The sequence below is a fragment of the Paraburkholderia susongensis genome, from assembly GCF_900177725.1.
Taxonomy (GTDB): Bacteria; Pseudomonadota; Gammaproteobacteria; order Burkholderiales; family Burkholderiaceae; genus Paraburkholderia; species Paraburkholderia susongensis.
This window is the reverse complement of record NZ_FXAT01000021.1, coordinates 63,408-72,019: the sequence shown is the minus strand read 5'-3', so window position 1 is coordinate 72,019 and position 8,612 is coordinate 63,408. Positions and strand designations below refer to the sequence as shown.

The following is an 8,612-nucleotide window of genomic DNA, read 5'->3' as shown; positions in this document are numbered from 1 at the left end:
GCGCTGCTGGCGTCGGCGGTCAATGGGGTGCGGGTATTCGCGCAGCATCTCGGCATCCGGCTCAGGGCGGCCTCGGGCAAGGTGCAGATCGAGGCTCAGGGCGATGACGTCGAGGTGATTGCACAGCGTGTGGTGAACATCATCAGCAGGAGCGACTCGATCAATCTGATGGCAAGCCGCGAGATCGTGTTCCACGCGGGCAGCACGAAGGTGGTGATCGATGCGCAGGGGTACCGGGTCTATACGGATGGGGAGCATCGGGTTCATGCGGGGAGTCATCAGACTGACAGGCCCGCGGCGCACCCTGTCAGCCTGCCGGTCACGCCTGAGAAGCCTGGCAAGCTGGCGGCGCATCATGTGCTGATCGAACACGATACCGGTTTCGCACTATCGAATCAGCCGTACAGGATCACGCTGGACGATGGTCAGGTGATTCAGGGCGTGACTAACGCGCTTGGAGAAACGAGCCTCGTCACCAGCAACATGCTTGCGTTCGCGACGGTCGAACTGTTCGCCGCGAGTGAGCCGGACAAGGTCATTGCGCTTGGCAAAGGCGCTGTCATCAGGGAAACGGACCAGCCGTTCGCGGGCGACGTACCCAACGCCGAGAAGCGCAGCACCCGGATTGCGGGGAAGAACGTCAGCACTCCCAATCAGGGCGCGACGACAGAAGACAGACCGCCGGAATTTGTCTCGTGCGATCCGATGAACTTCGGGCTGCGCTTTTATCACTTCATCAACGGTGCGACCGAGGTAGATGCGCCCGCCGGCATGTCGATGCGTAAGGACGTTGAGTATCCGGTGACGAAGGCTTATACGGCAGCGATAAAGGCTGCGTTGAGGGGGATTGATTGGGCGGGGGTTACTTTGCCGTTGACTTCCAGTTCGACAGACTTGATTCAAAACGCTGTCAAACAGCAATTGGAAGATGCGCTTGGCTCCGGGCCGTTTGGATTGCGACAAGACTATCCCGCGATTCCAGGAAGTGATGTTGCCATGCCGGACATCATGATCGTGAATCCAAGCCGAGCACAGCAATACAACTTGCGACAGGATGTGAGTGCCGCGTTTATCGGAAAATACTGGGTTATCGCCGTCAACGACAGCGAAATCGCGCGCATCGTCGAACTCAAGGGCCAGCGAGGCCTCCTTGATGACCGCATCAGGGCTTTTGCCGACACGCTGTATCACGAGTCCCGTCATTGCCAGCAGTACTTCTGGATGTTTTCTCTCCTTCAGCACTTTCCGGACGACTACAAGGACATGCCGAATATACAGACGGTGTATTCGTCGACGATGTTCAGAAGCGCTTTCACGGCGGCTGGGAAAACGCCCCTCCCTGACGATCCGCGCGTTCACATCGGTTTGCACAGGATGCTGGTGTTCCACTACTACTGGCTGATTTCCTATATGCAGGACAAGCCGGGCTGGGAATATGTGAGGCGAGATATCCCGCTTGCGGAAAAGAAGGTATGTGATCTACTGAAGATCTTCCCGGAAACTGCACAGAAAATGGCGCAATTCGAAACCGGCTACAGGAGCCAACTTCATGAAGAAGATGCCTACGCCTGCGCGGAAGTGGTTCAGGCTTATTGGCAAAACCCTGGCAATCCTCTCGTTCGCAATCCCGGTACATGCACAGCCCAGTATGCCGATGCCCTCAGGACCGTTGGGGCAAGAATCTGATATGAGACAGACTGTTACCGACGCACAGCGCGACATGGCGCTCAGGATACTGACGACCGCAATGGCGATTCTGCGGGACGACCAGCCGTTCGATCCCGCACATACGATTTTCGGCCGCAATTTTGCCGCAGCCCCTCTTCGCGGTATCGTAGGTACGAAGTATTCCTTCGAGAACCCAGCTTTCCCTCGTACGCAAATCACTCTGTTCGTAGCTGCTGATCCAGCCGACTACACAGCCGACCGCATGAAGGTCAAACGGGTTCCAACGGCCATCACGATCCGGTTCAGCCCACTCATGACGGGAATCACCCGCTCGACCCTGGAAGACCTGTTCCCTCTCGATATCGGATACTGGGTGGACGGAAACGGTAACCGGCGCCCCGGCAATGATATGGGAACAACGCCACCACAGGTTCTTCTGCATGGCTATCGCTATCGTGCTTCGGCTCAGCCTGAGAGCCGGTTCCCGGTGGATGTCGAACTGGCTTTCGGTGACCCCGACCCACAGGCTACTGAGGATGACGAACCCAAAACACCAGTCCTGATGGACGTTCTCCTGAGTCGTGACTATTCCGGGCTAATACCGAAGCAGCGCTAGCAGAGTCTGTCCCAAGCAGCAAGCGGCCAAACGCCAGAGGTACGGGATGATGGATCTGCGCATCGGCATGCTGTGTCCTCAAACAGGCATCCGGGAAGACTGAACGCAAACCGCACTGGTTGGCAAGTGCTCTCATACGTGAGGCCAGATGTCCCGCTTGCCGAAAAGAAAATGTGCGACCTGCCGAAGGTCAATCAGGATCCCAAAGAGAAAATGGCGTGTATGAAACCGACTACCAAAGCCAACTCCATGAAGAAGATACCTACGCCTGCGCGAAAGTGGTTCAGGCGTACTGGCAGAACGCTGACAATCCTCTCGTTCGCAATCCCGGTACATGCACAGCCCAGTACGCCAACGCCCTCAGAATCGTCGGTGCAAAAGACCGAGAAGAGGCAGACTGTTACCGACGCACAGCGCGATATGGCGCTCAGGATACTGATAACTGCAATGGCGATCCTGCGGGATGACCAGCCCTTTGATCCCGCGCATACGGTTTTTGGCCGCAACTTTGCAGCGAATCCGCGTGGAGGCTCCATGGGTACAGAGTATTCTTTCGAAAATCCGGCTTTTCCTCGTACGTACATCACTCTATTAGTGGCGGTTGATCCAGCCGACTACACAGCCGACCGCACAAAGGTCAAACGGGTTCCCGTGGCTTTCAAGATCATGTTCAGTCCGCTCATGGCGGGAATCACGCGCTCGATGCTGGAAGACCTGTTTCCTCTCGACATCGGATACTGGGTCGACGGAAACGTCAACCGGCGACCCGGCAATGACATGGGAGCAACACCACCACATATTCTTCTGCATAGCTATCGCTACCGTGCTTCGGCTCAGCCGGAGAGCCAATTCCCGGTGGATGTTCAATTGGCGTTCGGAGATCCCGACCCACAGGCTACCGACGAGGACGGACCCAAAACACCAGTTCTGATGGACGTTCTCCTGAATCGTGACTATTCCGGGCTGATACCGAAACAGCGCTAGCAGAGTCTGTCCCAAGCAGCAAGCGGACAAAACACCAGAAGTACGGGATGATGGATCTACGCATCGGCATGCTGTGTCCTCAAACAGGCATCCGGGAAGACTGAACGCAAGCCGCATTAGTTGGCAAGTGTTCTCATACGTGAGGCCAGATGTCCCGCTTGCCGAAAAGAAAATGTGCGACCTGCCGAATACCAATCAGGATTCCAAATAGAAAATGACGAATATGAAACAGACTACCAAAGCCAACTCCATGAAGAAGATACCTACGCTTGCGCGAAAGTGGTTCAGGCGTACTGGCAGAACAATGATAATCCTTTCGTTCGCAATCCCGGTGCATGCAGAGCCCAGTACGCCAATGCCCTCAGAATCGTCGGTGCAAAAGACCGAGAAGAGGCAGACTGTTACCGACGAACAGCGCGACATGGCGCTCAGGATATTGGCGACCGCGATGGCAATCATGCGGGACGACCAACCGTTCGATCCCGCGCATACGATTTTCGGCCGCAATTTTGCCGTGAACCTCCGTAGAGGCTCCATGAGTACGGAGTATTCCTTTGAGAATCCGGCTTTCCCCCGTGCGTATATCACTCTGTCCGTAGTTGCCGATCCAACCGATTACACGGCCGACCGTAGAAAGGTCAAGCGAGTTCCGACCGAATTCACAGTCTGGTTCAGTCCACTGATGAAGGGAATCACCCGCTCAATGCTGGAAGACCTGTTCCCTCTCGACATCGGATACTGGGTCGACGGAAACGGCAACCGGCGGCCCGGCAATGATATGGGAGCCATACCGCCGCAGGTTCTTCTGCATCACTATCGTTATCGTGCTTCGAATCAACCTGCGAGCCGATTCCCGGTGGATGTTCAACTGGCGTTCGGCGACCCCGACCCACAGGCCACGGATGGGGACGCACCCAAAACACCTGTCCTGCTAGGCGTTCTCCTGACTCGCGACTATTCCGAGCTAATACCGAAGCAGCGCTAACAGAGCCTGTCCCAAGCCGCAAACGACCAAACGCCAGAGGTACGAAACGACGCCCCTGCGCATCGGCACGCCCCACCCTGAAACAACCACCACGTTCCCCACCCGCCGTTCATTGCGAATATTGACCTGCGTTAATTGCGCAGATCGGCTTTGCTCTCCCCGTCAATTTTTAATACCGTTGTAGCTGCAACGGCACTCAAATTGCTACGCCCTGTTTGTTTCAACGCGATGCGTTGGGCCCCGACGCGTCGTTAGCCTGCATTGACCTTTCAATGGAGTCAACAGAACGTCATGTCCACGCATACCGAATGTCAGGATTCGGGCGACACAGCCCCGTCAGAAGAACTCCCACCGCCTTCGCAACCGTCGCAACCTTCCCGCCGCCGCTTTCTCCAATCGGCCGCTGCCGCCGCGACGATCGGCGCGGCGCCGCATCTGCGCGCGCAAGCGCAAACACCCGCCGCACCGCCCATGCCAGGCAATCCGGCCGTGCCGCCGCGCCCCGTCACGTTGAACGTCAACGGCCGCGCGTACTCGCTGCAACTCGAACCGCGCGTGACGCTGCTCGACGCGTTGCGCGAATACGCGGGCCTGATGGGCACGAAAAAAGGCTGTGACCGGGGCCAGTGCGGTGCCTGCACGGTGCTCGCCGACGGCCGCCGCATCAACTCGTGTCTGACGCTCGCGGTCATGCACGAAGGCGAAAACATCACGACCGTCGAAGGACTCGCAACCCAGGACACGTTGAGTCCGCTGCAACGCGCGTTCATCGAACATGATGCGTTCCAGTGCGGCTACTGTACGCCCGGGCAGTTGTGCTCCGCGACTGCCCTGCTCGAAGAGTTTCGCGGCGGCGCGGCGAGCACCGTGACCGCCGACGTCCGCACGCGCCCCGCCGTACTCTCCGACGAAGAGATCCGCGAACGCATGAGCGGCAACATCTGCCGCTGCGGCGCGTATGCAAACATCGTCGCCGCGGTGCGCGCCGCGCACGGCAACGCGTAACGGAGACCAGCATGGATGCGATCTCCTACGAACGTGCCGGCGATGTCGCGAGCGCGGTGCGCGCCGCGCAGCAGCCGGGCACGGTGTTCATCGGCGGCGGCACGAATCTGCTCGATCTGATGAAGGGCGGCGTCGCGCGGCCGGTGCGGCTCGTCGATATCACGCACATCAGCGGCCTCGACACGATCACCGCGCTGCCCGGTGGCGGCATCCGCATCGGCGCGCTCGTGCGCAACAGCGATGCGGCGAATCACGCGCTCGTGCGCGAACAATATCCGCTGCTGTCGCAAGCGCTGCTCGCGGGCGCGTCGGCGCAGTTGCGCAATATGGCGACGGTCGGCGGCAATCTGCTGCAACGCACGCGCTGCGGCTATTTCTACGACACCGCGTTCACCCAGTGCAACAAGCGCGCGCCCGGCAGCGGCTGCGCGGCCATAGGCGGACACAACCGTATGCACGCGATTCTCGGCGCGAGTCCGCAATGCATCGCGGTTAATCCGTCGGATATGAGCGTGGCGCTCGCCGCGCTCGATGCAACCGTGCGCGTGAGCGGCGCAAACGGCGAACGCACGATCGCATTCGCCGACTTCCACCGGCTGCCGGCCGACCGGCCCGACATCGACACGACCTTGCAGCCCGGCGAACTGATCACCGCGGTCGATCTGCCGCCACCGCTTTTCAGCGCGCACTCGCACTATCTGAAGGTGCGTGACCGCGCCAGTTACGCATTCGCGCTGGTCTCGGTGGCCGCCGCGTTGCAGATGGACGGCGAGCGCGTGCAAGCCGCGCACATCGCGTTGGGTGGCGTCGCGCACAAGCCGTGGCGAGCGAGCGCCGCCGAGCAGATACTCGCCGGCCAGCCGCTCACGCAGACGACGCTCAAAAACGCCGCTGCGGCCGCGCTCGACGGCGCGCGGCCGCAGCGCGACAACGGCTTCAAGGTGCAGCTCGCGCAACGCGCGATCGTGCGCGCGGTCAACCAGGCCGCCGGTAATGCGGGAGGTGTTGCATGAATCTGATCGGACAGCCGGTTGATCGTATCGACGGTCTGCTCAAGGTGACCGGCGATGCGCGTTATGCCGCCGAATTCCCCGAAGCGCGTCTTGCGCATGCGGTGCTCGTCACGAGCACGATTGCGAGCGGCACGATCGCGTCGATCGATGCGAGCCGCGCGCAGGCCCTGCCCGGCGTGCTGCTCGTGATGACCTGGCAGAACGCGCCGCGCCTGCCGAACGGCGGCAAGTCCGCGCTCGCGCCGCCGGCCGGCCGGCGCCTGTCGCTCTTGCAGGACAACGAAGTGCATTACAGCAACGAGCCGGTCGCGGTGGTGGTCGCCGATACGCTCGAACATGCCACCGACGCCGCGCGCCAGTTGCGCATCGTCTATCAGGCCAGCGCCGCGACGCTCGACTTCGCGCAGGCGAAACCGAACGCGCATGCGCCGGACAAGCCGCAAGGCCGCCAGACCGACACGCAGCGCGGTAGCTTCGAAGACGGCATGCAAAGCGGCGCGGTACATATCGACGCGACGTACACGACGCCGATCGAGCATCACAACCCGATGGAGCCGCACGCGACGATGGCGCATTGGGACGGCCCGCAACTCACGCTCTACGATTCGACGCAGGGCGTGAGCAACGCCGCGCAAGCGGTCGCCAAAGTATTCGGCATCCCGGCCAGCGACGTACGCGTGATCTCGCCGTTCATCGGCGGCGGCTTCGGCTGCAAGGGCTCGTCGTGGTCGCACGTGTCGCTGTGCGCGATGGCCGCGCGGCAAACCGGGCGGCCAGTGCGGCTCGCGCTCGAACGTCCGCAGATGTTCGGCCCGGTCGGCGCGCGCCCGCGCACCGAGCAGCACTTCGTGATCGCCGCGCGGCACGACGGCACGCTCACCGCAATGCGCCACGACAGCATCTCGAACACGTCGATGATCGAGGACTGGACCGAGACCTGCTGCATGGTCACGCGCATGCTCTACGCGGTGCCCAATCAGGTGACGACACATCGGCTCGTGCAGCTCAACCTCGGCACGCCGACCTTCATGCGCGCGCCGGGCGAAACCACCGGCTCGTTCGCGCTCGAATCGGCGATGGACGAACTCGCGGCCGCGCTGAAGATGGACCCGCTCGCCCTGCGCCTCAAAAACTACGCTGAGAGCGACCCTCAGGAGAACAAACCGTGGTCGGGCAAATCGCTGCGCGAATGCTATCAGATCGGCGCGGAAAAATTCGGCTGGTCGCGCCGCCCGCACGCGCCGCGCTCGATACGCAACGGCAACACCCTGATCGGCATGGGCATGGCGACGGCGACCTATCCGGCGAACCGCAGCGAAGCGTCGGCGATTGCGCGCATTCTCCCGGACGGCACCGCGATGGTGGCCTCGGGCACCCAGGACCTCGGCACCGGCACCTATACCGTGATGACTCAGGTGGCCGCCGACGCGCTCGGCTTCTCGCCCGAGAACATCCACTTCGCGCTCGGCGATTCGACCTGGCCGCGCGCGCCGGGGTCGGGCGGCTCGCAGTCGGCGGCGAGCGTGTCGCCGGCGGTGTATGAAGCGGCAAGCGAGGCGCGCCGCCAGTTGATCGCGCTCGCGCTCGCCGATCAGGCATCGCCGGTGCACGGCCTGCCGCCCGAGGACGTCACCGTCGACAACGGCTGGGTCGTGAGCCGCTCGCAACCGGGGCGGCGCGATCCGGCCGCGGCGATCATCGCGCGCTCGGGCGGCAAGCCGATCGAGGCGACCTCGACGGTCAAGCCCGGCGACGAGAAGCAGAAGTACTCGCTTCACTCGTTCGGCGCGGTGTTCGTCGAGGTGCACGTCGATGCCGAACTCGGCACGATCCGCGTGCCGCGCGTGGTCGCCGTCTACGATGTGGGGCGGGTGCTCAACGAGAAAACCGCGCACAGCCAGATGATGGGCGGCATCGTATGGGGCATCGGCGCGGCGCTGCAGGAAGAGTCGACGCTCGATACGCGCTTTGGGCGCTTCACCAACGCGAACCTCGCCGAGTATCACGTGCCGGTGAATGCCGACATCGACACGCTCGACATCACTTTCCTCGATCGTCCCGATCCCTATATCAACTCGCTCGGCGTGCGCGGCATCGGCGAGATCGGTATTACCGGCGTGCCGGCTGCGATCGCGAATGCGGTGTATCACGCGACGGGAGTACGAGTGCGGGATTTGCCGATTACGCTCGATAAGGTGATGCGGGCTTAAGGAGGATTGCGTTGGGGTTTTGCGTTGAACCAACAACCACCGCGCCCTGAAAAAACGGCACGGCCAACCCCCACGCATCCACACTCGCGCTTGCCTCCCATGGCGTTGCATCGCACAATCGGTTCCATTCC

The 8,612-nt window shown here is 61.5% G+C and carries 7 protein-coding genes; all 7 read left to right on the top strand.

Translation table 11 applies throughout. From position 1 onward, the window contains the following. The coding region (locus B9Z01_RS33765; protein ID WP_143809159.1) for a DUF2345 domain-containing protein at positions 1-1,686 on the top strand (1,686 nt) is incomplete at its 5' end. A gap of 1 nt (position 1,687) precedes the next feature. Beyond that, entirely contained in the window at positions 1,688-2,284 is a 597-nt protein-coding gene (locus B9Z01_RS33760; RefSeq protein ID WP_085489853.1) for a hypothetical protein, read from the top strand. Positions 2,285-2,656: 372 nt separating this feature from the next. Beyond that, a complete protein-coding gene (locus tag B9Z01_RS33750; RefSeq protein ID WP_244196244.1) occupies positions 2,657-3,268 on the top strand; it encodes a hypothetical protein in 612 nt (203 codons plus the stop codon). A gap of 373 nt (positions 3,269-3,641) precedes the next feature. After that, complete coding sequence (locus B9Z01_RS33740; RefSeq protein WP_244196243.1) at positions 3,642-4,253, top strand: hypothetical protein; 612 nt, start codon at positions 3,642-3,644, stop codon at positions 4,251-4,253. A gap of 291 nt (positions 4,254-4,544) precedes the next feature. Then, entirely contained in the window at positions 4,545-5,258 is a 714-nt protein-coding gene (locus tag B9Z01_RS33735; RefSeq protein WP_085489850.1) for a 2Fe-2S iron-sulfur cluster-binding protein, read from the top strand. 11 nt (positions 5,259-5,269) lie between these two features. Continuing rightward, positions 5,270-6,271 carry an FAD binding domain-containing protein gene (locus B9Z01_RS33730; protein WP_085489849.1) on the top strand — a complete coding sequence of 334 codons (1,002 nt, stop codon included), beginning with the start codon at positions 5,270-5,272 and terminating at the stop codon, positions 6,269-6,271. Beyond that, positions 6,268-8,481 carry a xanthine dehydrogenase family protein molybdopterin-binding subunit gene (locus B9Z01_RS33725; protein WP_085489848.1) on the top strand — a complete coding sequence of 738 codons (2,214 nt, stop codon included), beginning with the start codon at positions 6,268-6,270 and terminating at the stop codon, positions 8,479-8,481. Before B9Z01_RS33730 ends, B9Z01_RS33725 begins: the two co-directional genes overlap by 4 nt. Positions 8,482-8,612 lie beyond the last annotated feature (131 nt).

What these genes read in the sequence shown, in the direction of transcription:
- B9Z01_RS33760 (WP_085489853.1), top strand. Translation starts at nt 1,688, where the DNA reads ATGAGACAGACTGTTACCGACGCACAGCGCGACATGGCGCTCAGGATA.
- B9Z01_RS33730 (WP_085489849.1), top strand. Translation starts at nt 5,270, where the DNA reads ATGGATGCGATCTCCTACGAACGTGCCGGCGATGTCGCGAGCGCGGTG.
- B9Z01_RS33735 (WP_085489850.1), top strand. Translation starts at nt 4,545, where the DNA reads ATGTCCACGCATACCGAATGTCAGGATTCGGGCGACACAGCCCCGTCA.
- B9Z01_RS33725 (WP_085489848.1), top strand. Translation starts at nt 6,268, where the DNA reads ATGAATCTGATCGGACAGCCGGTTGATCGTATCGACGGTCTGCTCAAG.